Origin of the sequence: Rothia sp. HMSC061C12, from assembly GCF_001815755.1 — a bacterium.
Taxonomy (GTDB): domain Bacteria; phylum Actinomycetota; class Actinomycetes; order Actinomycetales; family Micrococcaceae; genus Rothia; species Rothia mucilaginosa.
Genome location: NZ_KV821843.1, coordinates 43,198 through 69,389 on the forward strand (window position 1 = coordinate 43,198; position 26,192 = coordinate 69,389).

At 59.2% G+C, this 26,192-nt stretch carries 24 protein-coding genes and 1 pseudogene; 14 read left to right on the plus strand and 11 right to left on the minus strand.

What is annotated here, in order from left to right; all coding sequences use genetic code 11:
• Positions 1 to 376: pseudogene (locus HMPREF3055_RS09325) on the plus strand (heme peroxidase); the annotation flags it as partial.
• 57 nt (positions 377 to 433) lie between these two features.
• On the opposite strand, the gene HMPREF3055_RS01640 reads toward HMPREF3055_RS09325, so the two are convergent.
• The gene (locus tag HMPREF3055_RS01640) at positions 434 to 877 is read right to left on the minus strand and encodes a hypothetical protein (RefSeq protein ID WP_199908899.1); all 444 of its coding nucleotides are present in this window, start codon (positions 875 to 877) and stop codon (positions 434 to 436) included.
• A 381-nt stretch (positions 878 to 1,258) separates the two neighbouring features.
• Here HMPREF3055_RS01640 and HMPREF3055_RS09350 point away from each other — a divergent pair, with 381 nt between their 5' ends.
• Together HMPREF3055_RS09350 and HMPREF3055_RS09355 are read left to right on the plus strand one after the other, a co-directional pair.
• Positions 1,259 to 1,879 carry a glycoside hydrolase family 55 protein gene (locus HMPREF3055_RS09350; protein WP_246826870.1) on the plus strand — a complete coding sequence of 207 codons (621 nt, stop codon included), beginning with the start codon at positions 1,259 to 1,261 and terminating at the stop codon, positions 1,877 to 1,879.
• Positions 1,880 to 2,038: 159 nt separating this feature from the next.
• Entirely contained in the window at positions 2,039 to 2,917 is an 879-nt protein-coding gene (locus tag HMPREF3055_RS09355) for a hypothetical protein (protein ID WP_246826871.1), read from the plus strand.
• A 50-nt stretch (positions 2,918 to 2,967) separates the two neighbouring features.
• Here the strand turns inward: HMPREF3055_RS09355 and HMPREF3055_RS01650 are convergent, their stop codons facing one another.
• Both HMPREF3055_RS01650 and HMPREF3055_RS01655 read right to left on the minus strand, forming a co-directional pair.
• Complete coding sequence (locus HMPREF3055_RS01650; RefSeq protein WP_239662515.1) at positions 2,968 to 3,795, minus strand: S-layer homology domain-containing protein; 828 nt, start codon at positions 3,793 to 3,795, stop codon at positions 2,968 to 2,970.
• A gap of 176 nt (positions 3,796 to 3,971) precedes the next feature.
• A complete protein-coding gene (locus HMPREF3055_RS01655) occupies positions 3,972 to 4,943 on the minus strand; it encodes a PHP domain-containing protein (RefSeq protein WP_083318000.1) in 972 nt (323 codons plus the stop codon).
• Positions 4,944 to 5,157: 214 nt separating this feature from the next.
• Here HMPREF3055_RS01655 and HMPREF3055_RS01660 point away from each other — a divergent pair, with 214 nt between their 5' ends.
• Positions 5,158 to 6,687, plus strand: coding sequence for an aminopeptidase P family protein (locus tag HMPREF3055_RS01660; RefSeq protein WP_070675762.1), 1,530 nt, complete (start codon positions 5,158 to 5,160; stop codon positions 6,685 to 6,687).
• Between the two features lie 138 nt (positions 6,688 to 6,825).
• Here HMPREF3055_RS01660 and HMPREF3055_RS01665 read toward each other — a convergent pair whose 3' ends face one another.
• Positions 6,826 to 7,836, minus strand: a complete 1,011-nt coding sequence (locus HMPREF3055_RS01665) for a hypothetical protein (RefSeq protein ID WP_070737580.1) — start codon at positions 7,834 to 7,836, stop codon at positions 6,826 to 6,828.
• Positions 7,837 to 7,966: 130 nt separating this feature from the next.
• Between HMPREF3055_RS01665 and HMPREF3055_RS01670 the strand changes: the two genes are divergently transcribed.
• The 3 genes from HMPREF3055_RS01670 to HMPREF3055_RS01680 are packed head-to-tail and all read left to right on the plus strand — an operon-like array spanning position 7,967 to position 11,409.
• A complete protein-coding gene (locus HMPREF3055_RS01670) occupies positions 7,967 to 9,295 on the plus strand; it encodes a magnesium transporter MgtE N-terminal domain-containing protein (RefSeq protein ID WP_005508498.1) in 1,329 nt (442 codons plus the stop codon).
• Positions 9,288 to 10,217 carry a DUF1003 domain-containing protein gene (locus HMPREF3055_RS01675; RefSeq protein WP_070737584.1) on the plus strand — a complete coding sequence of 310 codons (930 nt, stop codon included), beginning with the start codon at positions 9,288 to 9,290 and terminating at the stop codon, positions 10,215 to 10,217. The genes HMPREF3055_RS01670 and HMPREF3055_RS01675 overlap by 8 nt, the downstream gene beginning before the upstream one ends.
• A complete protein-coding gene (locus tag HMPREF3055_RS01680) occupies positions 10,207 to 11,409 on the plus strand; it encodes a P-loop NTPase (protein WP_070737587.1) in 1,203 nt (400 codons plus the stop codon). Before HMPREF3055_RS01675 ends, HMPREF3055_RS01680 begins: the two co-directional genes overlap by 11 nt.
• 120 nt (positions 11,410 to 11,529) lie before the next feature.
• Here HMPREF3055_RS01680 and HMPREF3055_RS01685 read toward each other — a convergent pair whose 3' ends face one another.
• From HMPREF3055_RS01685 to dapE, 4 genes are all read right to left on the minus strand, one after another.
• Entirely contained in the window at positions 11,530 to 11,907 is a 378-nt protein-coding gene (locus HMPREF3055_RS01685; protein ID WP_005505243.1) for a twin-arginine translocase TatA/TatE family subunit, read from the minus strand.
• Positions 11,908 to 12,186: 279 nt separating this feature from the next.
• Positions 12,187 to 13,545: a hypothetical protein gene (locus HMPREF3055_RS01690; protein WP_070737590.1), complete on the minus strand. Its 1,359-nt coding sequence runs from the start codon at positions 13,543 to 13,545 to the stop codon at positions 12,187 to 12,189.
• 5 nt (positions 13,546 to 13,550) lie between these two features.
• The gene (locus HMPREF3055_RS01695) at positions 13,551 to 13,931 is read right to left on the minus strand and encodes a taurine ABC transporter substrate-binding protein (protein WP_070737591.1); all 381 of its coding nucleotides are present in this window, start codon (positions 13,929 to 13,931) and stop codon (positions 13,551 to 13,553) included.
• A 120-nt stretch (positions 13,932 to 14,051) separates the two neighbouring features.
• The gene (gene dapE / locus HMPREF3055_RS01700) at positions 14,052 to 15,230 is read right to left on the minus strand and encodes a succinyl-diaminopimelate desuccinylase (protein ID WP_070737594.1); all 1,179 of its coding nucleotides are present in this window, start codon (positions 15,228 to 15,230) and stop codon (positions 14,052 to 14,054) included.
• Between the two features lie 101 nt (positions 15,231 to 15,331).
• On the opposite strand from dapE, the gene dapD reads away from it, so the two are divergent.
• From dapD to HMPREF3055_RS01735, 7 genes are all read left to right on the plus strand, one after another.
• A complete protein-coding gene (dapD, locus tag HMPREF3055_RS01705; RefSeq protein ID WP_070737597.1) occupies positions 15,332 to 16,297 on the plus strand; it encodes a 2,3,4,5-tetrahydropyridine-2,6-dicarboxylate N-succinyltransferase in 966 nt (321 codons plus the stop codon).
• A gap of 240 nt (positions 16,298 to 16,537) precedes the next feature.
• A complete protein-coding gene (locus HMPREF3055_RS01710) occupies positions 16,538 to 17,422 on the plus strand; it encodes a DUF4253 domain-containing protein (protein ID WP_070737601.1) in 885 nt (294 codons plus the stop codon).
• Positions 17,423 to 17,647: 225 nt separating this feature from the next.
• Positions 17,648 to 18,661 carry a UDP-glucose 4-epimerase GalE gene (gene galE, locus HMPREF3055_RS01715; protein WP_049354216.1) on the plus strand — a complete coding sequence of 338 codons (1,014 nt, stop codon included), beginning with the start codon at positions 17,648 to 17,650 and terminating at the stop codon, positions 18,659 to 18,661.
• 375 nt (positions 18,662 to 19,036) lie between these two features.
• On the plus strand, positions 19,037 to 19,801 hold the full coding sequence (locus tag HMPREF3055_RS01720; protein ID WP_049337287.1) for an amino acid ABC transporter ATP-binding protein: 765 nt from the start codon (positions 19,037 to 19,039) through the stop codon (positions 19,799 to 19,801).
• Positions 19,802 to 19,816: 15 nt separating this feature from the next.
• Entirely contained in the window at positions 19,817 to 20,647 is an 831-nt protein-coding gene (locus tag HMPREF3055_RS01725) for a glutamate ABC transporter substrate-binding protein (protein ID WP_049337285.1), read from the plus strand.
• Between the two features lie 20 nt (positions 20,648 to 20,667).
• Positions 20,668 to 21,351: an amino acid ABC transporter permease gene (locus HMPREF3055_RS01730; RefSeq protein WP_049327621.1), complete on the plus strand. Its 684-nt coding sequence runs from the start codon at positions 20,668 to 20,670 to the stop codon at positions 21,349 to 21,351.
• Positions 21,348 to 22,286 carry an amino acid ABC transporter permease gene (locus tag HMPREF3055_RS01735; protein ID WP_005508486.1) on the plus strand — a complete coding sequence of 313 codons (939 nt, stop codon included), beginning with the start codon at positions 21,348 to 21,350 and terminating at the stop codon, positions 22,284 to 22,286. Before HMPREF3055_RS01730 ends, HMPREF3055_RS01735 begins: the two co-directional genes overlap by 4 nt.
• Before the next feature lie 119 nt (positions 22,287 to 22,405).
• On the opposite strand, the gene dapC is transcribed toward HMPREF3055_RS01735, so the two are convergent.
• The 3 genes from dapC to HMPREF3055_RS01750 all read right to left on the minus strand — a co-directional run bounded on the left by dapC (position 22,406) and on the right by HMPREF3055_RS01750 (position 25,913).
• Positions 22,406 to 23,545, minus strand: a complete 1,140-nt coding sequence (gene dapC / locus HMPREF3055_RS01740) for a succinyldiaminopimelate transaminase (protein ID WP_070737604.1) — start codon at positions 23,543 to 23,545, stop codon at positions 22,406 to 22,408.
• Positions 23,546 to 23,740: 195 nt separating this feature from the next.
• Entirely contained in the window at positions 23,741 to 24,061 is a 321-nt protein-coding gene (gene fdxA, locus HMPREF3055_RS01745) for a ferredoxin (protein ID WP_005505213.1), read from the minus strand.
• A gap of 502 nt (positions 24,062 to 24,563) precedes the next feature.
• Entirely contained in the window at positions 24,564 to 25,913 is a 1,350-nt protein-coding gene (locus HMPREF3055_RS01750; protein WP_070737607.1) for a PIG-L family deacetylase, read from the minus strand.
• Between the last annotated feature and the right edge of the window lie 279 nt (positions 25,914 to 26,192).

Sequence of the window (26,192 nt, forward strand, 5' to 3'; positions counted from 1 at the left end):
CTGGGGTTGGAGTGATGGGAATTTCCATTACGATGCCCCCGCGAATGAAACGACGACAGTAATCATGGCATACCGCCTAGCTGGTAGTCCGGCGGTCAAGCTACCCGATATGAATCCTCCGAATGAGGAAGAGCCCTGGACCAAGCGGAACCCCAACCTTCCTTACGGCTCAGAGTTGCATCGGGCCTATGTTTGGTTGAAATACACTGGAGCCGGCTTTGATAAGAAGTACACTGGCTTCCACGAATCGGTTAGGTACCATGACGTCGCGAGCATGGACTCTGAAGGTCGACGAGTGAGCCAATGGACTTTCCAGGCAACATATGAACAGGCTTTTGAAGTATTGCGCATGGCAGATACTCGAGGCGTATTTTAAGAGATTATAAAAATAGTTTGGTCCCCTGCTCTTCTATGCAGGGGACCAAACTATTTTCTAGTTTTCTGTGGACTCATTCTCGGCTTTAGGGATTCTCGGCGCTACAAGCTTTCCCTCAAATTTAAAATTATTAATTTCGATCCTTAATAGCTCATAAAGCTCAGAGTTGATTTTAAGAACCCATTTATCCCCCATAATTTTCTTTTGGGCCGCAGTTCTGGTCTTATCACTCATCTGACAAGCATCGAAAGCATTTGCGCCAATAATACTAAGACGCTTTGCGCCACCTTCAAGATAGAACCCCCATTGTGCTGCGAGAGCCTTATCTAGTGGAAATTTATCCTCTGGCTTGTCACTATCTTCGTAAGGATTATCAGAGCGCACTCCTGTAAAGGTGCAGTCGCTAGCCCACGAGCTGATATACCAGTTCGCTGCCTCGTGGTTATGTGCTTTATCTGAGACTGCGTCATGCCAGCTGGAGGATTCACCGATACAACCCACATAGTTATTCCTCGGCATTAGGGCAAACCACCCGTGGCCGCCGTTCTCTTGAGCCGCACACCCCCTTTCTATCGCCAAGATACAGAGCAAACCGACACAGTTTCATTCTCTCCTTCAGCTTCAGTGCAATGTTAAAAATATTTAAAGCAATAGATTTTATATACCTCATTAATATGTTGAGGAAAATTAAAATATTTACGTAAAACTTGAAATGAATTTATGTAAAAATCATAAATTTTCTTGCAAAGAGAAGAAAAAGCGATACACACTAGAGATACCTTCTGCAGCGCAGCACGGTGCTACGTGCAGAAAGTATTCGCCCACTAACATCACTTCGTCGTGATGAAGGGCGAATAATTCACTCACCTCTAGGAGACATCGATGTCTGAATATCATGCGCCATCGCGGCGCGCCCTTTTGGCAGGAGGAGCTCTTGCCGCAACCACTGCAGGAGTCTCAGCTTTCTCCCCAGCCCATGCGGAGCAAGCAAACAAGACTGAAGAGTTCATGACTCGCGCCCCAGAATGGGTAAAAAATACCCAGAAGCGGCTAGACGAGTTCAATAAGCGTCTGCAATATCTCACGTACACTGATACTGCGAGGGAGTACACAGCCCATAATCTTGCGAAGAACGGCCTTCATGTTAATGTTCTGGATTACTGCGTAGACCCCACGGGCGGAGTGGACTGCACCGATCAGCTGAACAAGCTGGCAGAGCGCCTGTATTGGCTCGGCGGAGGGTCAATTGAGCTACCTGCCGGTATTTACAAGGTGTCGCACCCCTTCATTCACTTGCTCGATAAGGTGGAGTTTTTCGGGCATGGAATGTCTACCCGAATTATTGCGACGTCCACAGATGCGCTTACCAAGGCAGCGGGTACCTCTGATGAATGTTTCGGTGTTTTTCATACGGGAACTTATCAAAACCCGACATCTAATGCGACAGATAACCGTCCGATGCGTTTCGGAGTGCGTGATATGTGGATTCGCACGAGCCCCTAAAAAGGGCATATCAACGTACAGCAGCTTACGGATAATATGCATACTAGGGCACCTCTAGCCCATGTTGCAGGCATTATTCTACACACTGAGTTTACGGGTAAGCCTAATGACCCTGAAGCTGTCCCTTCCCTCTCTAACCTAGAAATTTGGGATGTAGATATGGGTGTTGCGATTTTGGGGCTTCATGACCGAGGTATGAAAGTCGATAAAATCCGTGTCCGCAAGTCTTTGCGCCAAGGCTTGCTGGTTGGCAAACCTGTCGGTCATCCGTTACGCCGCAAAGATGGCAATAATCCTGGTGGCGCAGATAATAAGTTCCTTACAGTAGATATTTCTGATGCCAACCTTTCAGGGAAAAACTACGCCGGAATTGAAATCTACGCCTCCCAATGCAAATTTTTTGGGTCAACCAGCTGGTACAACCGCCGATCCGTGCTACAAAATTCTATCTACGTAACGCGGAAAAAGGACCAGTCCGACGATCAATATACTGCCAAGACCGGTGCTGGATGGTATGTCGCCGGAACGCGTAACCTCTTTCAAGGATGCACGGCTCAAGAGAACGGTGGTCACGGATGGTTTGCCCTCATGCCGAGGAATAACTATGTGGGCTGTATCGGTGAATCCTCCAGCTGGCATGACGCAGTCTCAGATAAAGCACATAACCACGAGGCAGCGAACTGGTATATCAGCTCGTGGGCTAGCGACTGCACTTTCACGGGAGTACGCTCAGACAACCCCTACGGGCCAAGCCAAGAAGTACCCCTAGAAAGAATCCTCGCTTCACTGTGGGGCTTCTATCTTGAAGGTAGTGTTAGGCGTTTGAATATTATTGGAGCAAACGCATACGACGAATGCCACATGGACTACGAAGACAATAACAAACCTAAACCCAAGGTTCTGAACGATAAATGGAAGTTTTCTATTAAAAATTCCCTGAACCCACCCTACAAGATTGAAATTAATCAGTATGTCTATAAATCTACTGAGGATTCAGCAGATATTTCTAATAAAAAAGATTTTCCAATCACTGAATAAAAATTACTAAAATGTGCGCCTCACCTAACATTAGGTGAGGCGCACATAGTTTATTTAAATTTGAAAGATTTATCTGCTAGACGAATCACTTCGATAGCCTGCTCATAAGTAGCGTAAGCCAACCATTCAAATTCATCGTTAGGCGATACGATACCATACCGTCGATACGATACGTTCTCAATAGAATCTTCATTATTTGGATTCTGAAGACCATAGTGTAACCAGGTGTATGCCTTATGAAGCTCCGAATTATATGGCATATTCGGCCATTTTTCCTTCCAAGGAGTAGGGGGGAAATACTTCTCAGGGTCATATGCAGCTACCGTTACTTTTGGACTGCCCGCCAACCGATACACCATCAAGGCAGTAGAAGACTCACTAGCAGGGGTATCATAATGGAAATTCCCATCACTCCAACCCCAGGTAATGCCCCGCTCACGAGCCCACATCACCACAGGAAAACGCGGATCATCAGTCTTAATATCACCGTACGGTGACTGAGCTGGAAGATTCTTCACCTCAGGAGAACCCGACAGACGGTACAAATACTCCACAAACTGGCCACGAGAGATAACACTATCTTTCTTGACCATTTGGTGCTTCTGATACTCAGAAATCAGACCAATGCACTGCGCCCAATTAAAGATAACGCGACGCCCCAATTCACCATCTTGCCGATAGTACTCATATTCTGCGCGGTCGTTGCAGGTCACTGCCGGTTCGTCCGGCTGTACAATGGGGGTCACCTCGTGAGGCTTCAAATGCCCGGTGGCATACGCCGGAACACTACCGCACACCATGGCACCTGCCAGCAGTACCGTGCCACCGGCCTGGATGGCCCGCTTTGTGGGGCGGGTGAATAATTGTCGAAGCATCATAGCTCCTTCATGAACAGAGGGGAGGCACAATCTTTGTGCGCCCCAATGAGTAGAACGTTCTCAGCGTACCAAAAATCCTAACCTTCAGGTAGAGATTTAGGGAATATGCAATGAGGTGAAAGCAAAAGAATGGGGGGCGGGTTCCTTTGATTAGGAACCCGCCCCACACTTGCGTCTTAGTGCTGTGCCGCCAGCTGCTCGCGGATACGCGCCACCGTCGCCGCATCCGTCGTATTCTCACCCAGCAGATTCGGCTTACCCGCGCCGTGATAATCACTCGAACCCGTCACCAGCACCTCACGGCCCGCAGCACGCTGACGCTCAATAAACTCCAGCAGGCGCGCCCGGTCTTCCGGAGAGTTCTCACGGTGGTACACCTCCACACCCGCCAGGCCAGCATCCACCATCAAACCCAGGTACTCCAGGCTCAACGCGGGTCCACGCATCGTACTCATCGGATGCGCAATCACCGGCACGCCCCCAGCCTCACGCACCAGACGCACCGCCTTCAACGGGTCCAGCGCATCCTGCGGCACATAGTAGGGGCTGCCCGTGTACAGCAGCTTCGCAAAAGCCTCAGAACGATCAGCAACCACACCGGCAGCAACCAGCGCATCAGCAATATGGGGGCGACCCACCGCCGTGTTCCCCTCCCCCACCTGCGCCAACACGTCATCCCAGGTCAGCGGGTAGTCAGCGGCAAGACGGCCCACAATAGCCTGCGCACGGCCCTCACGGCTGGCGCGAATCGCCTCCACACGGCGCGCCAACTCCGAACCCACCGAATCAAAACCATAAGCGAGCAGATGAATAGTCTTCGTGCGTGCGCGGCCCTCACCGTCGGTGTACCGGTAACGGCAAGAGAACTCGGCACCCGGCAGAAAATCCAGACCGTGCTCATCCGCCAGCTGAGCCGCCTGTGCCCAACCAGCCGTCGTATCGTGATCAGTCAGCGCAAACCCAGCCAACCCGGCGCGAGCAATCAGCGGCACCAGCTCAGTCAGGCTCTGCGTGCCGTCAGAGATAGCGGAGTGAATATGCAGATCGTAACGCCCAGCAAGGTTCAGGTTTTCAGGCGCGCCCGATTCAGCGGGCTGCGGCGCCTGCTGCGCATTAGGTGCACTATTTCGGTGTTCTGTCTGCGTCATCTTCTCTCCTTCCCCACCCCTGCTAGTTCGTCGCCACCTCAGCGGGGTCTAAGGCATGTCATCTACTCTTCTGATTCAACCCTACCAATATCGGCGGCGCAATATCGGGTACCCGGTCGCAAGTCAAAGATATATTCTGCCCCACCGCGCCCCTCTTATGGTCAAAAGCGCTAAAACACCTGCCCACCTATGGTGAAGGCGATATGATTAACCCATGACTGAGAACAACGAGAAGAGCACCGAAGCTCAGAAGACTGACCACCGCAGCACCCCTAAGGCGTCTGCGTTCACCGAATTCATTGCCGCAAACTGGGCACCTGCCGAAGATGACGGCTACACCCGCGAGCCCGTAGCAGACTACGCAGCTGAGCGCCGCGCCAAGATCTCCAAGGCATTCCCCGGCGAGCGCCTCGTCCTGCCCGCAGGCCCGCTGAAGGTCCGCTCCAACGACTGCGACTACCGCTTCCGCCCCCACTCGGCGTTTGCGCACCAGACCGGTCTGGGCATCGACCACGAGCCCGACGCCGTGCTGATCTTCGAGCCCGTCGAAGAGGGTACCGGCGACAACGGCTCCAACCACGAGGTGACCCTGTACTTCCGTCCGCTGGCTGGCCGTGACACCGCAGAGTTCTACGCGGATGCACGCTACGGCGAGTTCTGGGTTGGCCCCCGCCCCACCCTGAAGGAATTCTCCGAGCGTTACGGTCTGCGTACCCGCGACCTGTCCGAGCTTGAGGTTGCTATCACCAAGAACGCCGGCAACCAGGGCCTGGGCGGCGTGAACATCCGCCTGGTCCGCAACGTTGACCCGGCTGTTGACGCGCTGGTTGACACCTCCCGCTACAACACCGGCGTGGAGCTGGAGCAGGCTGACAAGCTGGACTCCGAACTGGCCGTGGCTCTCTCCGAGGCTCGCCTGATTAAGGACGCTATCGAGGTTGAGAACCTGCAGCGTTCCGTTGATATGACCGTCAAGGGCTTCGAAGAGGTCATTCGTGAACTGCCGAAGGCTAAGGAGCACCACCGCGGTGAGCGCGTCGTTGAGACTGCGTTCTTCTCCGTGGCACGTACCGACGGTAACGACCTGGGCTACGACACCATCGCAGCGTGCGGTAACAACGCAACCATCCTGCACTGGATCCGTAACAACGGCACCGTCGATGACGGCAAGCTGCTGCTGCTGGACGCAGGCGTTGAGGACGACACCCTGTACACCGCAGACGTGACCCGCACCTTCCCCGTGAACGGTAAGTTCACCGAGGTTCAGGCGAAGGTCTACAACGCTGTGCTGGAGGCTGCTGACGCCGCGTTCGCTGTGGCTAAGCCGGGCCGTAAGTTCCACGAACTTCACGACGCCGCTATGGAGGTTCTGGCTCACCGTCTGGAAGAGTGGGGCCTGCTGCCGGTTTCTGCCGAGGTTTCCCTCACCATTGAGGGCGGTCAGCACCGCCGCTGGATGCCTCACGGCACCAGCCACCACCTGGGCCTGGACGTGCACGACTGCGCGCAGGCGAAGGCTGAACTGTACATGTGGGCTGAGCTGGAGCCGGGCATGGTCTTCACCATTGAGCCGGCACTGTACTTCAAGGAAGAGGACCTGTCTATCCCCGAGGAGTACCGCGGTATCGGTATCCGCCTTGAGGACGACGTGCTCTGCACCGAGGACGGCAACGTGAACCTCTCCGCTGCTCTGCCCCGCACCGTTGAGGGCATTGAGGAGTGGATGGCGAAGCTGGCGAAGTAACGTCTAGCCCCCCCCCCAGTTACGTTAGTAACGTCTTATAGGGAAAGCCCCTCACCGATTCGTTCGGTGAGGGGCTTTCGCGTATCTTCTATGCCTGTTTCCCGCCGTTGTGGGCGGCTACCGCCGTTGCAGGTTCGGTTATTCGGAGTCCTTCGAGGACTTATCCTGCGAGGAGTTATCGTGCAGGCCCTGCGGGCGCGGGGTCGGACGCTGCGGCTTGGGCTGAATCAGCTTCGCGTATTCTTCCGGGTCGTCCACGCGCAGACCGTACCGCTGTGCCGGGCGCTTCTGCGTATCTGACTTCTGAGCGGTCGCCTGGTCAGTACTTGCCTGTTCCTGTTCGGAAGGCTGAGCGGATTGTGCGGACTGAGTAGGCTGTGCAGGCTGTGCGGGGGCAACCGGTGCGGGCATGTTCTGCGCCGCACTCTGAGCCACCGCGTTCTGCGCAGTAGTATCACGCTCGGGCAGGTTCTGGTTCGGCGCCGGCTGACTACCCGCTTGCGCACGGTACGAGGGTGCCTTCGGCGCACCGGTCGGAACCGGTGCACCATTCATCGAAACGGTACTCTGAGCCGCCCGCGCCTGCGAAGCCTCCGGGGCCGCCGCCGCCCGCGCAGCCGCAACCGCCGCCGAGAAGCGAGGGTGCGCACCCAGCACGCGGCGTGCATCCTGAGCGTACTCCGGCAGAGCGTACATCACGGTACGCGAGGGAATCGCCTCGGTACGCATCGGGTAACGAATACCGCGATTACGACGAAGAATATACATCTGCCACAGCACAAACACAGCCACCGACAGCGGTACGTACCTTAGCGCCACCGACGTAAAAGAGTCACCGGTCAGAGTCAACAGCACCGAAAACACCAGGCCCATCGACGCGCCCTGAATCGCCGCAGAAATCAGGGCACGACCGTAACCGGGCTGTACCGGGTACTCCACCTGGCGGATACCGTCATTGACCAGGTACAGCGCCGTGACCGGATAATCCTGCTCGCTGAGCACATCGAAAGCGGCGAGCGCATCATCGTGACGAACGAAGGAGGCGATCGCCTCACCGGCGGGCAGGGGCTTGCCCTGAGCCTGCGCTAGGCGCGAGGCCAGATATGAAGAAGGCGGGGTCGAGGGAATATTCGGCAGGTTAGAAGTCATGGCTCCTATTCTACCGCCCGCCCTAACCCTGGACCCGGTGGGCAGTCAGCTCTTCTACAGGCGTAGCAAACACCTGTTCAATTCGGCTTCTCAAAGTGCGAATCCCCGCGGCGGGGCGTACCCTAGAGAGGTGAGCAATTCGAAGTTCAGCACCCCCAGCAAGATTTACATTGCCCGCCTTTTGGGCCTCGACGTTTTTGACCCCTTCGGTGACCGCCTCGGCCGTCTCCGAGACGTCGTCGTGCTCAAACGCGGCCTGGGCGCATCCATTGCGGGCGCCCGCCCCGCCAAGGGCAGCGAACCCATTGTTGTCGGCATCATCGTTGAGGTGCTCGGCAAGAAACGCGTGTTCATGCCCATGACCCGTGTGCGAAGTATCGACGCTTCACAGATCATTTCGACCGGCCTGGTGAACCTGCGCCGCTTTGAACAGCGCAACTCTGAGACTCTCATTGTCGGTGAGCTCTTTGACCGCCGCGTGCGTCTGCTCGACGGCAGCGGCGACGCCGTCATTGAGGACGTCGCCATTGAGCAGCGCCGCAACGGCGACTGGGGCGTGACCGAGCTGTTCGTTTCCCGCGTCAGCTCCTCCTCCAGCACGTGGCGCCGCCGCTCCAAGGAGACCCTCATCGTCGACTGGGACGAGGCGGTGCTCTCCACCGACGTGGAACCGCAGGCGGCAACCGCGTTCGTGGCGAACCACGAGAACTCCAAGCCCGCCGACCTTGCGGACGCCATCCACGAGATGAGCGATAAGCGCATGGTCGAAATCGCAGCCGAACTGCAGGATGAACGCCTCGCGGACGTTCTGCAGGAGCTGCCCGCCGAGGATCAGGTGCAGATTCTGTCGCACCTGGACGACGAGCGTGCCGCGCAGGTCCTCGAAGAGATGGAACCGGACGACGCCGCCGACCTGCTCATCGAACTGGACGACGCCCAGCGTGAAAAGCTGCTCGAACTCATGGAACCCGACGAAGCAGACGACGTGCGTCGACTGCTCGAATACGACGAAGGTACCGCCGGTTCGCTCATGAACCCGGTGCCGATCATCCTCTCCCCCGAGGCGACCGTCGCGGAGGCGCTCGCGCACATCCGCGCCGAGGAGATCCCTCCGGCGATGGCGGCTGCCGTCATGGTGACGCGCCCGCCCCTGGAAACCCCGACCGGCAAGTACCTGGGCCTGGTGCACATGCAGAAGCTGCTGCGTGTGCCGCCGAGCGAGCCGATCGGCCACATCCTCGACACCGACACTGAGCCGGTCTCTGACCAGGCTAGTTTGGAAGAGCTGGCACGCGTGCTGGCAACCTACGACCTGACCATCGTTCCCATTGTGAACGAATCGCACCGCCTGGTAGGCGCAGTGACCATCGACGACGTGCTCGATGCGCTCCTGCCCGAAGACTGGCGCACTTACGATGATGGAACTCCCGTACGAAAGGTAGGACGACGCTTTGCCTGAATCGAACCGCCGCGACGCAAACCGTACCGAAGAGAACCCCCGCATCGATAAGGCGCGCATCCTCAAGGACCGCCTTGAGAAGAAGTACGCTGAACGCAACCGCGAGCGCGGCGACTCCCGCCCGCAACGTAGCGACTCGCAGCTGAGCACCCCCGGCACCCGCAAGCCGAAGCTGTTCTCGAGCCCCAACCCGGACGCTTTCGGCCGCATGACCGAGGGTTTTGCACGCTACATGGGTACCCCGCAGTTCCTAATGTGGATGACCATTTTCTGTGGCGTGTGGCTGGCGTGGAACTCCCTGGCGCCGGAGGAGATGCAGTTCGACCCGCGTAGCCTGAACTTCACCCTGCTGACCCTGATGCTGTCCCTGCAGGCTTCTTACGCTGCTCCCCTGCTGCTGTTGGCGCAGAACCGTCAGGATGACCGCGACCGCGTGGTGGCCTCTGAGGACCGTAAGCGTGACCAGCAGAACCTGGAGGAGACCCAGTACCTGACCCGCGAGATTGCTTCGCTGCGTATTGCTCTGCGTGAGGTTGCGACCCGTGACTTCGTCCGTAGCGAGCTGCGTGACATTCTTGAGGAACTGCAGAACATTGCGCAGGAGCAGGAGCGTCACGCCGAGCAGCTGCAGGACATCAGTGAGGACATTGAGGACCTGGAGGAGGCTATCGACGATATCGATATCTCCGAGGGCGAGGAAAAGGACGCTGAGGAGCAGGAGACTGAGGAGCAGGGCGCTGAGGGCACCGAGAACGGTACCGAGAAGTCTTCTGACAATGCTGAACGCTCTGCAAAGGACTCCGTGAAGGACTCCACGCAGGATTCCCACCGAGGCGATTTGAGCCAGCCTCAGAGCCGCGAATCCCAGCAGGAACAGCAGCAGGCAGAGCGCACCCGTGAGGGAGGCGCCCGTGACCGCTAATTCGCCCCTGCAGGATGCGCTCTACGCGGCGCTCGCCCGCGTCGAGGATCCCGAACTGCGCCGCCCCATTACGGAGCTGGGCATGGTTGAGACTGCGCTCGTGCATCCTGAACTGGATGAGCACGGTGAGCCGATTCCCGGCCGTCACTGGGCTGAGGTCACGGTGCTACTCACCATTGAGGGTTGCCCGCTGAAGAACACCATCGAGCAGCAGGTTCGTGACGCCGCCGCCACCGTTGAGGGTATTGAGCGTGTGCAGCTGCAGGTGGGTGCGATGAACCCGCAGCAGCGTTCCGCCCTGCGTTCGATGCTCAAGCCGGAGCGTTCCAACCCGTTTACCGCGCCCGGTTCGCTGACCCGCGTGTTCGGCGTGGTGTCCGGTAAGGGCGGTGTGGGTAAGTCCTCCATGACCGCGAACCTTGCCGCCGCGTTCGCTTCGCGCGGGCTTGCGGTGGGCATTATTGACGCGGATGTGCACGGCTTCTCCATTCCGGGTCTGCTGGGTATTACCGACGCCCCGACCCGCCTGGATGACCTGATTCTTCCGCCGACCGTGGATGTGCCCGCCCCCGCCCAGCGTTGGGGTGAGCAGAAGGTCAGCGGCGGCTTTATTCGCGTGATTTCTATCGGTATGTTCCTCAAGGGCAACGAGCCGGTGGCGTGGCGCGGCCCCATGCTGCACCGTGCCCTGGAGCAGTTCATCATGGACGTGCACTTCGGCGCCCTGGATGTGCTGCTGCTCGATTTGCCGCCCGGCACCGGCGATATTGCCATCTCCATGGCTCAGCTGCTACCGAATGCGGAGCTGGTACTCATTTCCACCCCGCAGCACGCCGCGGTGGATGTGGCGGAGCGTGCCGGTACCCTGAGCTTGCAGACCGGTCAGAAGGTCGTGGGTGTGGTGGAGAACATGGCTGCCATGACTCTGCCGGACGGTACCGTGCTCGACATGTTCGGTTCTGGCGGCGGTCAGGTGCTCGCTGAGCGTCTTTCGGATGCGCTCTCCTACCCTGTACCGCTGCTCGGTTCTGTCCCGCTGGATGTGAACCTGCGTACCGGCGGCGACGAGGGCACCCCGGTGGTCTGGAGCCACCCGAACTCCCCCACCGCCGAAGAGATTCAGTCCATCGCCTCGCAGCTGTTGCAGTCGGGCGAGTCGCGGGCGGGTCAAAGCCTGCCGCTCTTTGTTTAGAGATCCAGCCGTCTAGAGATGTCGCCGTCTAGGACCAAGCATCTAGAAGCTGACGGTCAGACAGCTGATACAGAAAGAACCCCGCACCATCACGGTGCGGGGTTCTTTCGTTTCAAAATCTTAGGTGGCGTCCACGTCGAAGGGGGCGTATGCGCCTCGCGGAAGAGCACGGCTCTCCGACTTTTCCTTCTCCTTCAGCAGCGCCTCTTCACGTTCCTTCGCCTCACGCTCACGCTCGGCGTCATCCTCAGCAAACGCCTGCTTCACAATCACGCGCGGATCGTACTGGCGGGGGTCGTACTGGCGCCAGTTAATATCTTCCAGACCCGTCTCGCCCAGGGCTTCCTTGAAGTCGTCCTTCGCATCGAACGCCATGCGGCGCACTGTCTTGACGAATTCACGGATCTGTCGGGCGTATTCGGGCATGCGTTCGGGGCCAATCACCACAAACGTGATGATGGCCAAAATAATCAACTCGGTGCCACTAATACCAAACACAGAATATAGATTATCAGTTCCGAGCCAGCACCGCCGAACCCGCGGCGCTTTCTGGACGTGTCTTTAAGCTCTGGACAAGCAGAAGGCGTACGCTACAGCACCGCGGAAGGGCATTGCGCCCACGGCTAAGAACACCACATCAGCGGTTTACGGCGGGTAGTCTCCGCCGCCGGGTTAAAACGCTGCGGCTCCAACCGCAGGCACGCCCGCCTCCCGAACGCAAAAGACCGCCGGCAGCACACCGGCGGTCTCAAACATCCGTTGGATAGATTCAGCGGTTTACGGCGGGTAGTCTCCGCCGCCGGGGAGTTGCTTCCAATGCCACAGCCAGCCAACCCAGCCCCATTGCGCACACGCACCCGCCACCAGCAACGCCCAACGATACGCCCGCGAACGGCTCGCCGCCGCCACCACAATCACCAACGGGAACAACGGCAACAACAGACGGAACGTCGACGACTGCGGATTCAAAAACAGAATCAAATACGCAAAATAGCTCAGGCACCACAGGTTCAGCGGAGCCGCCAAAACCCTACGCGCCAGCGGGCTCAAACACAGAGCGATAAAGCCCAAAATCAGAAGAGTCAGCAACACCGGAGCCGCATACCCAAAGTACAGGTAACCCTGCGACAGCCACGGCTGAATCGGTGCCAAATGGGTACCGCGCCACGCCGTCTCCGTGGCGGTGTACGCATCCACACGGCCCGTAGCCCACCACGCAATCGCAGGCCACACCAGCGCACACGCACACACCACCAAGGCGCTGACCAGCTGCCCCAGATGGCGCACAAACGCCGTGCCCATACCCGACTGGCGGCTCGAACGCACCCAGCACGCAAACCACAACAGGCCGGCAGCCGCGCCCAGGGGCACACCCACCGGGCGGGACAGGCACGCCAACGCCGCCACAGGAACCAGCAGGCCGTAGCGTCCCTGAACCAGGCACAGCAGCGCACCGGCAAGGAACACCAGGTTCAGCGACTCCGCATACGGCACCTGAAGCACCGGCGCCACCGGCAAGAACGATACCAACGCCACAGCCCACATGGACAGCGCAGAAGGCGACTCCTCACTTGTGAAACCGGTCGCCTTCAACGACGCCTCAAACAGCAGGTAAATCACCCACGCCGCCGCAAAACCGGCAATCAGAGCAACCGTCGCCGCCACCGGGTAGTACCCGATGCCCGTCGCATGGCTAATAGCACCGGAAAGCTGCGGGAAAATCGGGTAAAAAGCCCACTGATTCTGCTGAACCACACCCGCCGCATTCACCGGCAGCTCACTCGGGTAGCCCTGTACCGCGATCTGCTCATACCAGCCGGCATCCCAGATGCTAATGAACGACAAATAATCCAGATGCTGACCCCACGGGCTGCGCAGCTGCTGCTGACCGACCACGGCAAACACGATGAAGCCCCACACGCGGGACAGACCGTAAATCAGCAGTACCGACAGCCACGCGGGCAGGGCACGCAGACGCTCCCCCACCCGGTGCAGGCGCTCACCGGCGGCGGTGTACGCCCAGGTCAGCAACTCATCAAAAGACTCGCCCTGTTCCTTCGTGGAGGCGGGGATGGCGGCACCCTGCGCGGGAGAATACGCGGGGGAAGCACTATTACGTTCAGGCGAAACACTCACGGGCGTTAGTTCCCCTCAGCCTGCGGGCTCTTCCGCTTCTCCACAAAGTCATGCGCGCTCAAGGTGCTCTCCGCATCATCAGACAGGGGAACCGCACCGCGGCGAACCGGCTCAGCGGCAGCGACGTTAGCATCAGCAGATTCTGCGGTCGAAGCAGCAGACTCAGCGGCGGGTGCGTTCTCAAGTGCCTTGTTATCTTCGGATGCACCGACGAGAGGAGCGATAAAGCCGAAATCCTCCACACGGTCGAAGGTGCCCAGACCGTCACGGCCCACGCCGCTGAAGAACGCGGCACCGGGCACGGCACGCTCACCGCCGAGCGCCACAACGGAGAGCACCGCAATGCCCGAAATCAGCAGGGCAAGCAGAATCAGAAGAAAGTTCATGTCAATCTCATATCATGCAGGACCGTCAACCCCTGACGGTCACCTAAATTTAAATAGTAGCGCCAGCACCGGCAGAATCAGCACCAACAGAGTTAGCGCCGCGGCTAGTCCTCGTCGCGGTTAGTCCTCGTCACGGTCGCTGAGCAGCCAGGCACGCAAATCGGCGTGGCAGCGGGTCAGCTGGCTAAAGCTCACGTGCTCGTTATCGGTGTGAGCCAGCAGAGCGTCACCGGGGCCGAAGTTCACCGCGGGAATACCGATCTCGCTCAGGCGTGCTACGTCCGTCCAACCGTACTTCGGCTGAGGCTCCTGCCCCACCGCCTCAATCAGGGAAGCCGCCAGCGGGGTGTCCAGTCCGGGGCGAGCCGCCGGGGAAAGATCCACAAAATCCAGCTCGTAACCGGTGAAGACCTCACGCACGTGGGCGACCGCCTCGTCCAGGGTCTTATCCGGGGCGAACCGGTAGTTCACGTGCATTGCCGCCGCATCAGGAATCACGTTACCGGCAACGCCACCAGAAATCTGCACCGCATTCAGACCCTCACGATAGTCCAGGCCCTCCACAGCAATAGTCTTCGGCTCGTAGGAGGCGAGCGCCGCCAACGCCGGTGCCAGGGCGTGAATTGCGTTCTCGCCGTGCCATGCACGTCCCGAGTGGGCGGCAAGGCCGCGGGTGCGCACGAAGAAACGCATGGTGCCGTTGCAGCCGCCCTCAATGGTGCCGTTGGTCGGTTCAAGTAGCACGCCGAAGTCTGCGTCAGTGATGAGCTCACCGTGGTTGCGGATCAGACGCGCCAGGCCGGAGAGCTCGCTGGCGACCTCTTCGTTGTCGTAGAAGATATAGGTCAGGTTGTAGTCGGTGTCCTGCGCGGTCAGTTCGGCGGCAAGTTTCAACTGGACCGCCACGCCGCCCTTCATATCGGTTGCGCCGCGGCCGTAGAGCACGTACCCGTCCTCTTCTTCACGCACCGTGGACGGCACGGTACCCGGGGAACCCTCAACGGTGGGCAAGGGCACGGTATCCAGGTGACCGGCAAGAATAATGCGGGTGCGTTCCCCCTCAGCGCCGGGTAGCGGCGGGAACTCGGTGCGGGCGATAATGGCGTCCCCGTCACGGGTCAGGTGCAGGTGCGGGCAGAACGACAGCGCCATGTGCACGGCGTCAGCAATTGGCTGCTCATTGCCGGAAACCGACTCGTAATCCAGCAGGGCACGCGTCAGCTCAGGCATGGACACGTCCAGGTTCAGGGGCGGCTGCGGTACAGGGTGAAGCTCAGAGTTCTTGGGGGAAACGCTCATCCTTCCACCTTACAGGTTCGCCCGCGCCCACCCCCACGCCCACAACGCCGATATCGAGCATATGAGACGGTCTTGAAGGGGCTCTCACCCCCAAAACTATAATGGGAGGCATGTCTGAAAACACTCCCCGTTACGCCTCCGGCGTCGCACTGGTCAATGTTGTTGTCTCTGGCGAGCACGCCGGCACCGTCTTGGATGCGTGGTTCCCCGCTCCCTCCCTCACCCAGACTCCCGACCTGTCCATCGCGGACGAGCTGGAGGACCTGGCCGCTGAGCGCCCGGCGCGCAATGCCCGCACCGAGGTGCGTACCGCATCCATCAACCTGGATGAGGCACCCGAAGACGCGGTCGACGCGTACCTGCGTCTGCACCTGCTCTCCCACACTCTGGTTCGCCCCAACGAGCTGAACCTGGACGGCCTGTTCGGCACCCTGGCGAATGTTGCGTGGACCAACCACGGCCCGGTGCTTGCCGCCGAGTTCCAGAAGCTGGCGATTGGTCTGCGCAAGCTGGGCCACCTGAGCGTGAGCCACATTGATAAGTTCCCGCGCCTGGTGGATTACGTGGTTCCCGCCGGCGTGCGCATTGGCGACGGTGATCGCCTGCGCCTGGGTGCGCACCTGGCGTCCGGCACGACCGTGATGCACGAAGGCTTCGTGAACTTCAACGCCGGTACCCTGGGCACCTCCATGGTTGAGGGCCGTATTTCTCAGGGCGTTGTGGTGGGCGACGGCTCGGATGTGGGTGGCGGCGCCTCCACAATGGGTACCCTCTCCGGCGGCGGCACTCAGCGCGTGTCCATTGGTGAGCGTTCTCTGCTGGGTGCGGAGTCCGGTATCGGTATTGCCCTGGGTGATGACTGCGTGGTTGAGGCTGGCCTGTACGTGACCGCCGGTTCGCGCGTGAGTGTTCTGCTACCCGGTCAGGAGGCGCGCGTGGTGAAGGCTGCGGAGCTGTCCGGCGTGTCGAACCTGCTGTTCCGCCGCAATTCGATCAGCGGCGCGATTGAGGTTCTGCCGCGTGCAAAGAACACCGTGGAGCTGAACGAGGCGCTGCACCTGAACTAGTCTGTGCACTAGTGCTGGTTGTCTTTGCAATCTTTTGGGGTCGGGATGTGTGAAGCATCCCGGCCCCTTTTCTGTGCCCTGTGTTCCTTCTTCTGCCGCTTTCACAGGCTGGGCGCGAATCCGTGGCGGCTACGATGACCGTTTTCAGGGCGGGCGGCTCGGGCTTTCGCTAGGCTGGTAGTATCGGGTACAGCGCACCCGCCATGACTGACCGCTTATACAGTTCAGAGAGGAATTCAGATGCCCGAATCGACTAAGTCAGAGTCGACGATGAGCGAAACCTACCGGCACTTTACGCGTCTCTTCCCCTACCCGCACGAGCGTATTCCAATGGGCGCTTCGGCTGCTGATGCCATGGCTCGTTACGATGAGCTGTCTAAGCTGGGGCGCGCGCAGGGGTTCGTCCCTTTCTTCCTGAACCTGAACGATACGGTGCTTGAAAGCATGGTTATCGCGGTGTCCCTTGAGCACGACATCATTGACGATGTTGAGACGCTAACCCCCGAGCAGGTGAGCGCCTACACTCGTGCCATCCTGCAGCGTTACCGTACCGCCCGGGGCGGCGCCTCCGCCGAAGAGTACGGCAGCGCAGTCATTGCCCAGCAGCTGCGCAAGGTTACCGGTGACGGCGAAGATACTCACGAGGACGCCCCTGACGAGTTCGACCTCAACAAGCTTGTTGACGAGTTTATGAGCTCCGATTTTCTGCCCGATGAGGAGCCCGAAGATGACGCCCCGACTCTTTCCGCTCTGCTCTGCTACGAGCTTTTGGATGAAGAAGAGAAAGGCGAGATGCTCCTGCTGCAGATTCCGACCGATGACCCCGCCGATATTCCCGCGTACCTGCCCTTCGGCGGCTGGAATGACTGCCCGGACGCTGAAACTCAGCTGGCGTTCACCCACTATTGGCGTGAAAAGTACGGTGCCATCCCGGCGGCTCTTGACGGTGCTGACTGCCTAGAGTTTCTGGTGGAACGCCCCGTCACCGACCCGATCGAAGCGAAGAATCTGGCGGTCGAGCAATTCGCATTCTGTTCCGATCTTCCGTTCCAGGTGTTTGAAGATATTGAGCAGCTGACGGAGTTTATTCACCAGAGCCGCCAGTGGTATTTCTGGTGGGATTAGAAGTCGGATCAGAAATCAGCTGATACGCGGATTCAGGCGCTGGGCAAAAGCGAGTGGCGACACACCTAAAGAACGCTTCCCACATGCTCACACCAGAGTGCACAAGCGCACAGTGTCCCGCAGTACTTACACCTCGTGCACAGCTGTACCATTAGATACAGCTCAACAGCTTTTGTCCCCCATCCGGAGCACTTTTTCCGGATATATAAAGCCCGAAAGGACATCATGAAGGTACTCGTTACCGGCGGCGCCGGCTACATCGGCTCCCACACTGTACTTGAACTGCTCAAGGCAGGCCACGACGTCGTCGTCATGGATAACCTCGCGAACTCTTCCGAGGAGTCCCTCAAGCGCGTCGCTGAACTCGCTGGCCGCGCCCCCGAGTTCCACAAGGTTGATCTGCTCGACCTCGAAGGTATGAAGGCTCTCTTCAAGCAGGTTCGCCCCGACGCTGTGATTCACTTTGCGGGCCTGAAGGCTGTGGGCGAGTCCGCTGAGAAGCCGCTGTGGTACTACCAGACCAACGTGGCTGGCACCCTGAACCTGCTGTACGCAATGGACGAGGCTGACTGCCACTCCATCGTGTTCTCCTCCTCCGCTACCGTGTACGGTGAGCCCGAGTCCATGCCTCTGATCGAGAAGATGAACATGGACGCACAGTCCTGCTACGGCCGCACCAAGGAGCACATTGAGGACATGCTGGTTGACCTGGCTGCTTCCGATCCCAAGTGGAACATTGCTCTGCTGCGTTACTTCAACCCCGTTGGTGCGCACGAGTCCGGCCGTATCGGTGAGGACCCGGCGGGTATCCCGAACAACCTGGTGCCCTTCATCGCGCAGGTTGCTGTGGGTCGCCGCGATCACCTGAACGTCTTCGGTAACGACTACCCGACCGTTGACGGTACCGGCGTGCGCGACTACATCCACGTGGTTGACCTGGCTGATGGCCACCTGAAGGCGCTGAACTACATTGCTGAGCACGGCGGCCTGCACACCTGGAACCTGGGTACCGGTAACGGCTACTCGGTTCTGCAGGTTCTGCACGCGTTCGAGGAGGCGTGCGGTAAGGAGCTGCCGTACAAGATTGTGGATCGTCGCCCCGGTGACGTTGCGGTCTCTTACGCTGATCCTTCCTCTGCTCTGGCGGATCTGGGTTGGAGCGCTAGCCGCGACATTAAGACCATGGTTCGCGACCACTGGAACTGGCAGAAGAACAACCCCAACGGTTACGAAGCCTAAGCTGTTTTAGCCCCTTGTGAGGGGTGTTGAAGAGTGCCCGATAGGTGTTATCTCACCTATCGGGCACTTTTTTGCGCTTTTTTCGAAATTTTTACCAAGTCGTGACTACCTCCCCAAAGGCGTTTGACACCTCGTGAGTGCGTAGAGAAAGGGAAGAATATATTCCCTAGTCAGAGCCTTTTGTGAAGATGGGGTGTTTTTTACCCATATTTTTACGTCAAAAATACTATAACTATGCATTCATGCTTAAAAATTCACATTGCTTACCCAGTAAAGTGAATATTTTGCAGACAGGAAACCGTCTGAGGCGTAAGCTGAAAACTCAGCATACAGACAACCCGCATCATAGACGCACCTCACGTGAAAGGGTTCAAAATGTCCGCACAGGCAGCTCCCGAAGCGCAGAAAAACCTCATCGAAATCGCCAACGTCAACAAGTACTACGGCACCAACCACGTTCTGAAGAACATCAATCTTTCCGTGGGAAAAGGTGAGGTCGTCGTCCTCCTCGGCCCCTCCGGTTCCGGCAAATCCACCCTCTGCCGAACCATCAACCGCCTCGAAACTATCACCAGCGGATCCATCACCATTGACGGACAAGAACTACCCGAAGAAGGCCGCGCACTCGCCAAGCTCCGCGCCGAAGTCGGCATGGTTTTCCAGTCCTACAACCTCTTCGCGCACAAGAACATCCTCGATAACGTAACCCTTGGGCCCCGCCGAATCCGCAAAATGTCCAAGTCAGAGGCAGAAGCAGAAGCCATGAACCTGCTCGCGAAGGTCGGTGTGGATTCCCAGGTGCACAAGATGCCCGCAGAGCTTTCCGGCGGTCAGCAGCAGCGCGTCGCCATCGCCCGTGCACTCGCCATGAAGCCCAAGGTCATGCTCTTCGACGAACCCACCAGCGCGCTCGACCCCGAAATGGTCAACGAGGTGCTCGACACCATGGTCTCCCTCGCGAGGGAAGGCATGACCATGATCGTGGTGACCCACGAGATGGGTTTTGCCCGCAAGGCGGCAGACCGCATCGTCTTCCTTGCCGACGGCGAGATCATCGAAGAGGCGCACCCGGACGAGTTCTTCACCAACCCGAAGAGCGAGCGCGCCAAGGACTTCCTCTCCAAGATCATCAACCACTAAAGCAGAGGGACCGACATGCAAAAATATTCACGTAGGCTCGCGGCACTCGCCGCAGCAGCATCCCTCGCTCTGACCGGCGTCCTCGCCGGATGCTCCAGCGCAGACAGCGACCACAAGATCCGCATCGGCATCAAAGTAGACCAGCCCGGCCTCGGTTACCAGGACGGCAACACCTACACCGGCTTCGACGTGGAGGTGGCACGCTACGTCGCCGGTAAGCTCGGCTACTCCGAAGAGCAGATTGAGTTCGTCGAATCCCCCGCCGCTAACCGCGAAAACATGCTCAACACCGGTCAGGTAGACATGATTTTTGCGACCTACTCCATCTCTGAAAGCCGCAAGAAGACCGTGGACTTCGCCGGCCCCTACTACACGGCTGGTCAGGACCTGCTCGTGCGTGCCGATAACACCGATATTCACGGCCCGGACGACCTCAACGGCAAGAACCTCTGCTCCGTCACCGGCTCCACCAGCGCCCAGAAGGTGCAGGACAAGTTCGCCAAGAACGTGAACCTGGTCAAGCAGAACAGCTACTCCGACTGCGTGGTCGCCCTCAACGGCGGCGTGGTGGACGCCGTCACCACCGACGACATTACCCTCGCCGGTCTGGCAGCCACCAAAGCGAACAAGGGCAAGCTGAAAGTGGTCGGCTCCCCCTTCACGACCGAACGCTACGGCGTGGGTCTGCCCAAGGGCACTGACAAGTGCGAAGCCGTGAACAACGCCATCAACGAGATGGTTGCCGACGGTACCTGGGAGAAGCTCATCACCAAGTACACCGAAGGCACCGGCTACCACTACAACACCGAAACCAACCCGCCGCACCTGGGCACCTCCTGCGCCTAGGCCTCTAGAGAGGTTCACGAATGTCATTCTTTGACCAACTCGGCACCCTCCTGTCCAAGTACGATGTGGTTGGCGCCTTCATGACCAATATTCAGCTGACCTTCTGGGCGGCTCTTGGCTCGTTCGTTCTCGGTACTGTGCTGGCGCTCATGCGCATCAGCCCCGTCCCGTCCCTGCGCTGGGTGGGCACCGCCTATGTGCATACTGTCCGTAATACTCCGCTCACCATCATGATGACTTTCGCCATTTTGGGTGTGTGGACGCAGTTCCAGCTCTCCTTCTCGCACGATTTCGACACGAACTTCTTCGTGTACGCGGTCATTGCCCTGTCGATTTACCATTCGGCGTTTATCTGCGAGGCGATCCGTTCGGGTGTGAACACCGTGCCGAAGGGTCAGGCTGAGGCGGCACGCGCTATCGGTCTGGGTTTCTTCGACACCGCCCGCCTGGTGATTTTCCCTCAGGCTCTACGCGGCGCCATTACCCCGCTCGGCAATACTCTGATTGCGTTGACGAAGAACAGCACTGTCGCCTCGGTCGCGTCGGTGGCGGAGGCCTCCGGGCTGATGAAATCCATGATTGAGTTCGACGCGAACATGGTGCTTGCTATCTTCATCATGTTTGCGATGGGCTTTGTCATCATTGTTGTTCCCATTGGTGCGTTGACCACCTGGTCATCCCGTAAGCTGGCGGTGAAGCGATGAAAAACCCTTTTATCAGTAATGACACCCGCGCCGCTTCTTCGGTGCTTTTCGACGAGCCGGGTCCTATCGCGCAGCGTCGTATCCGCATCTTCAACATTGCTGCGGTAGTCCTTTTCGCGCTATTTGCGGTGTATGTGCTGACCGTGATGGGTCAGAAGGGGCAGCTGGAGGCAGAAAAGTGGACTGATCTGTTCACCGCCCGCGCCTGGAGTTCCTACTACCTGCCGGGCCTTGCCTCGACCCTGTCGGCGGCAGCGGTTTCGGTGGTTACCTCGGTTGCGTTCGGTGTGGTCTTCGGTATTGCTCGACTCTCCCAGTACCGCGTTATCCGCTGGTTCGGCACCGTGGTGGTGGAGTTCTTCCGTGCCGTGCCGGTGCTGATCATGATGATCTTCTTCTGGCTCTTTTTGGGCAAGTACAGCGGTCTTCCGCCTGCTCAGCTGCCCTTCATCGCCGTGGTCATTGGTCTGACTCTGTACAACGGTTCGGTGATTGCTGAGCTGCTGCGTTCGGGCGTGAAGCAGCTTCCTCGCGGCCAGGGCGAGGCGGGTCTTGCGATCGGTCTGACCCCGACCCAGACGTTGATTCGGATCCTGCTTCCGCAGGCGTTCACCGCAATGATGCCCTCGATGCTCAGCCAGTTCGTGGTGATTCTGAAGGACACCGCACTCGGTTACATCATCTCCTACCCCGAGCTGCTCGCTTCGGCGCGACGCATCGGTTCCGGTGACGGCAACGTGCTGCAGACCCTGATTCTGGCGGCGGCACTCTTCGTGACGGTGAACTTCGTGCTGACGGCTGTAGCAACCGGCATTACGGACAGGCTGGCGTCGCGCACCTCCGCAAAGGTGACCCGAAACCTGATTCCGGACGCTCTGGATAACCCGAACCCGCCGACCGTTCAGATGTTCGTTCTGCCCGGCGACCGCAAGTAACCCTTCTCGTTCGGGCTCCTCAGCCAACGATTATCAGCAGATACGGCAAAGCCCCAGCACTCCCCTTTCGGGAGGGTGCGGGGGCTTTCTGCTATGCGGGCTAGTTAGACCCGTCGGGGCTACTTAGCGGCCGATGCCTTCAGACGCTCAGCAGCCTTCGCCACCGCCTCATCAGAAGCGGTCAGGGCAATACGCACGTAGCCTTCGCCGTCCTCGCCGTAGAACACGCCGGGGCCAGCAATAATACCCAGCTCCGCCAGGCGACCAATGGAATCCCAGGTGGGCTCACCGAAAGTGGTCCACAGGTACAGGCCAGCCTCAGAATTCTCAATGCGACCACCGGCGGCGGTAATCGCCTCCTCCAGCACCTCACGGCGGGCACGGTACAGGTCCTTCTGAGCCGCCACGTGCGCCTCATCAGCCAGCGCCACCATCATGGCGGCCTGCACCGGGGCGGGCACAATCATGCCGGCGTGCTTACGGCTATTAATCAGGTTCGGCATCAGCTCGGGGGCGCCGGCAATGAACGCGGCACGGTAACCGGCGAGGTTCGACTGCTTCGACAGCGAGTACACGGCAAACAGGCCGGTGAAGTCGCCGTCACACACGCGAGGATCCAGGATGGACGGCACCGGCTGACCGCCGCGCGCCTCATCCCAGGCACCCCAACCGAGCTCCGCATAGCACTCGTCAGATGCCACCAGGGCACCGATTTCACGCGCCTGCGCCACAACCTCACGCAGCTGCTCCACGGTACGCACCACACCGTTCGGGTTCGCCGGGGAGTTCACCCAAATCAGCTTCACGCGGCTACGGGTATCAGCGTCCAGCTCGTCCAGGCTGTCGGCAGGCACGGACTCGGCGCGGGCAAAGCGGGCACCCATATCGTAGGTGGGGTACGCAACGCGCGGGTACACGACCACATCGCCCGTGCCCAGACCCAGCAGGAACGGCAGCCACGCCACAAGCTCCTTCGAGCCGACCGTGGGCATGATTGCCTCCGGGCTCAGGCCCTTCACGCCGCGTCGGCGCTCAAACCACTCGGCAATAGCCTCACGCAGGGCGGGGGTGCCGTGGGTGGTCGGGTAGCCGGGAGCGTCAGAGGCAGCCGCCAGTGCCTCGCGAATGTTCTGCGGGGTCGGATCAACCGGGGTGCCGATGGACAGGTCCACCGGGCCGTCCGGGTGGGCGGCCGCGGTTGCGCGGTAGGGGGCGAGCGCCTCCCAGGGGTATTCGGGCAGGTTCAGGCCGTAAGTCATTGTGTCACCTGGTTGCTTGGGAATAGTTTTCGTCATTTTAGTCTAGCGTCCGTGCGCTGGCGTGCCTACAGCAAGAGCCTCCATTCCAGCGCCTAGACGGTGCGTGGGCACCGGGTGCTGTGATGGAGGCTCTTGGCACCCATTAGCGGGTGCGGTCAGTCTATGCGGTTATACCGTAATTACTCGCCGCAGGGATTACTCGCCACGAGGGGGCAGCGCCGCGATGAAGGGCACGTCCTTGCCTGTGGGGCCGAGCTTTGCTGCGCCGCCGGGGGAACCCAGGTCGTCGAAGAAGTCTGCGTTGGCGCTGACGTATTCGCTCCACTCTTCGGGGACGTCGTCTTCGTAGTAGATTGCTTCTACGGGGCAGACGGGCTCGCAGGCGCCGCAGTCCACGCACTCATCCGGGTGGATGTACAGGGTGCGTTCGCCTTCGTAGATGCAGTCGACGGGGCATTCTTCAACGCATGCGCGGTCTTTGACATCCACGCAGGGAAGCGCGATTACGTAGGTCATTGGTGTGCCTTTCTACAAGCTGTTCGCCCCGTGCCCGCCGGTCTGCGGGTCGTCTGCTGCAGGGCAAAATCTACAGAGTAAACCGCCGAGTAGGTGGTACCCGGCGGGGAAGTCTGTGTATAGTCTATCGCGCACCGGCTGTTTAACCGTATTTTCGTGGCGTATCAGACAGTGGGCTCATGGGTTTGTGGGGGTATTTTTTAGGCTAGGCTGACCTGGTATTTCTTTGCGTTATTGCTAGTCGGCTGGCTTTTAAAAATAGATTAAGCCAAAAATGAAATCTTCGTCACATGAATTTTTTGATGAAGTCGCCGCTATTTCCACCCCGCACAATTCACCGAATAACGCATACATTTTCTTTCCTATTGCCCTCTATCCGGCGGGTTTAGAAGACAGCAGCGGCGCAACACCCAAAACAGCAGGAGGGGCCGTCCCGGCTAACCGGAACGCCCCTCCCCTTAGGTTATGACGTAGTGATGAGCCTCAGCCTACTTCTTGGCGCCTACTTCTTGGCGCGAGCACGCTGATGCGCCGCACGCGGCGAGAAATACTGTGCGTCCTTCACACGAGCGCGCGTGTACACGAGCATGCCCAGCATCGCCGCGACCGGGGCGCCGAACCACCACAGGGCACCGTAGAAGCCAATCGCCGAATGGCCCGGGTTCACCAGAACAAACGGCGAATCGGGGCGACCGTAACCGAGCACGTACACGGTCACGAACACTGCAACAGCCACGACAGCCGCCGCGTAGCCGCGGCGCAGCGACAGGGCGCACCACAGGGCGGTAAAGAAAACCGTCAGGTACGCCACCAGCAGGCCCAGCGGTAGGGCGGTATCGCCCGCGTACACGACCCAGGCATGGTAAATCGAGCCGGCGATACCGGCAAAAATGCCCAGAATCGAGCCGGTCAGAACGCCCGCCACCAGACCAGCCTCCTGCGGCTTCGGGTGCACGGTCGCGGTCGGGTCACCGTCGAGCACACGGAAAGTCTCCACGGCAGAAATCTTCTGCGGCACCTTATTCGAGTACTCAAAAGTCTTCTCGTCCACCACCGTGATCTGGGTGCGGTGCGCCTCCATTGCCTTACGCTTGGCGGTGCCATCACCGTAAATAGCAGCTTGCAGACGCTGATCCGCCGTATCGAACTCACCCTCAATGCCCCAGGTGAGAATCGGGCGGTCCTCGTCATCTTCAAGAATCTGCAGGGCGCGGTGCACGATCTCGTACACGCGCACGTGGTCGGGGTGACCGTAGCCGCCGTCCGAATCGTAGGTGACCAGAACATCCGGGGTGAGGGCGCGGATAGCGGCAACCAGCGCCTGAGCCTGCGGTTCCAGCGGCTGCGCGGTCAACGAATCCTCCGCCGCCACCGGGTTGGCGACGGGCTTACCCTCCGGACCCCACGCCATACCGGAGTCACGGTATAGCGGCAGCGTGCCCTCCGCGACGGCGGGTTCCTGGCCCAGGAAGAACTGCTTCTTCACGCCCAGTGCCTTGATAGCGCCGGCAAGCTCACCGGTACGGTACTCGCCCAGCGCCTCACCGTTATCACGGCAGCCGGGCTTACCGACCTCCAGGTGATGCAGCTCCTCGGGGATGACCTCACCCAGCTCACCGCGGGTAGCGGTCAGCAGGTACACCTCCGCGCCCTTCTGCGCATAGTACGCCATGGTCGCGCCGGTCGAGGAGGTTTCGTCGTCCGGGTGTGCATGCACGAACAGGATGCGCGCCTTCTTCGCATCGTAGTTATTCGGCAGCAGGTCACGGCGCGAGCCGGGGGCGATGCGCTCACCCTGCGTGGGGTAGCTGGGGGTCGCAGAATCAGGCTGAGTGTTCTCGGTTTCAGACACAGGCTTTCCCTCTCATACGCAGGGTTGGGTTTCTTGGACGGTCAAAGCGCGCCGGCAATTTACATCGTTGATCAGCAGACGTTGAGTAGCGGACGGGTGCCGCCACCGTGCAGGCGCATTATTTTATCTTACACACTCGCATGTACAACGCGGGGTGTTCAGGCTTTTCAGAAGCGGTTTTAGGCAGAAAGCAGAAGCGCTCCGCTCTCCTTGTTCTTCTCTCCGCCCTACCCCGCCGGTACTTCCCGAACGCGCCTGAGATTTAAACAGAGCCGCCGC